Annotated in this window: 1 protein-coding gene; it reads left to right on the top strand. The window is 77.7% G+C overall.

What is annotated here, in order from left to right:
• Positions 1-1,358, top strand: a 1,358-nt coding sequence (locus AB0K09_RS33395; RefSeq protein WP_366069140.1) for a class I SAM-dependent methyltransferase, incomplete at both ends; no start/stop codon positions are given.

The following is a 1,358-nucleotide window of genomic DNA, read 5'->3' as shown; positions in this document are numbered from 1 at the left end:
CCGGGCGTGGCGCCTCATGCCCGCCGCCGGGCACATCCACGTACGTTCCCGGGCGCTGTCCGCCCGGGAGGCGCTGTGGGACGTCACCGTGCTCGCCCCCAACGGGCTGACGTGTCTGACGCTGGAGGGCTGCCGGATGCGCCGCTTCGCCCACGGAGTCCGGGAGCCGGCCCGGCTGTACAGCACCGTCTCGCGTGCCGCGCCGCGTCCCGGCCCGGCGGCTGCGCCGTGTCCCTTCCCGGCTCCCCAGGAGGTCGCCCGGGCCTGTGCGGCGGCGGTGCGGGAGTGCCGGAACGCCGCGGACGAGGACGCCACCGGCCGGCTGCGGGAGCTGACCGCCCACTTCGGCGCGGCCGCCGTCGGCGCGCTGCTCGGCACCGCCGGGCCCGACGTCTTCACCGTGGCCGACCTGGTCGCGGCCGGGGCACTCCCCGAACAGGCCCCGCTGCTCGGCCTGCTGCTGCGGACCGCGCACGACCACGGGCTGGTGGAGCCCGCCGGCGACGGCTGGCGGACGGTACGCCCGGCGGCACCGCTGGAGCGGTTCCGGGCGGCCGCCGCGGAACTTCCCGGGCTGGCCGTCGAACTGGGTCTCGTCGCCGCCTGCGCCTCCCGATTGCCCGACGTGCTGCGCGGCCACTGCGACGCGGCGGAACTGCTGCGGTCGGAGTCCCACCGGTATCTGCTGGAGGAGTTGCGGACCGACGGGTGCACGAGCCGCTTCACCCACCGCGCGGCCCGCGCGGCCCTGCGGGCCCTGGTCCGCGACTGGCCGGCGGACCGGCCGCTGCGCGTCCTGGAGGCCGGCGCGGGCAGCGGCGGCGCCACCGCCTTCCTGCTGCCCGAACTGCCGCCGGACCGCACCCGTTACGTGTACGCGGACGGCTCCGCCGCCCTCTTCCCGCGGGCCCGCAAGCGCTTCGCGGACCACGACGTCGTCGAGTACCGGGTCCTCGACCTGGACCGGGACCCGGTGGACCAGGGCTGGACGGAGGGCGACTTCGACCTGGTGGTGGCCGCGCACACCCTGCACGCCACGCGCGACGTACCAAGCTCCCTCGACCGGCTCGGCCGGCTGCTGGACGACGGCGGACTGCTGCTCCTGGCGGAGACGCACGACCCCGCGCCCCTCGCCCTGCTGTCCGCTCTGGCGCCCGGCTTCTGGGACCGCCGGGACACCGGTGTTCGCCCGGCAGGGCCGCTGCTGACCGCCGACGGCTGGCGGGAGCTGCTGTCGGCCGCGGGCTGGCGGCAGCCCGTGCTCCTCGGGGACGACAACGATGCGGCGCGCGCGGGCGGTTGCGTCATCCTGGCCCGGCGACCCGACCGCAGCCGGCCACCGGCCGTGCCGCCGGCCG

Origin of the sequence: Streptomyces sp. NPDC049577, assembly GCF_040675635.1 — a bacterium.
GTDB lineage: Bacteria > Actinomycetota > Actinomycetes > Streptomycetales > Streptomycetaceae > Streptomyces.
This window is presented reverse-complemented; position numbering and strand designations above follow the sequence as displayed.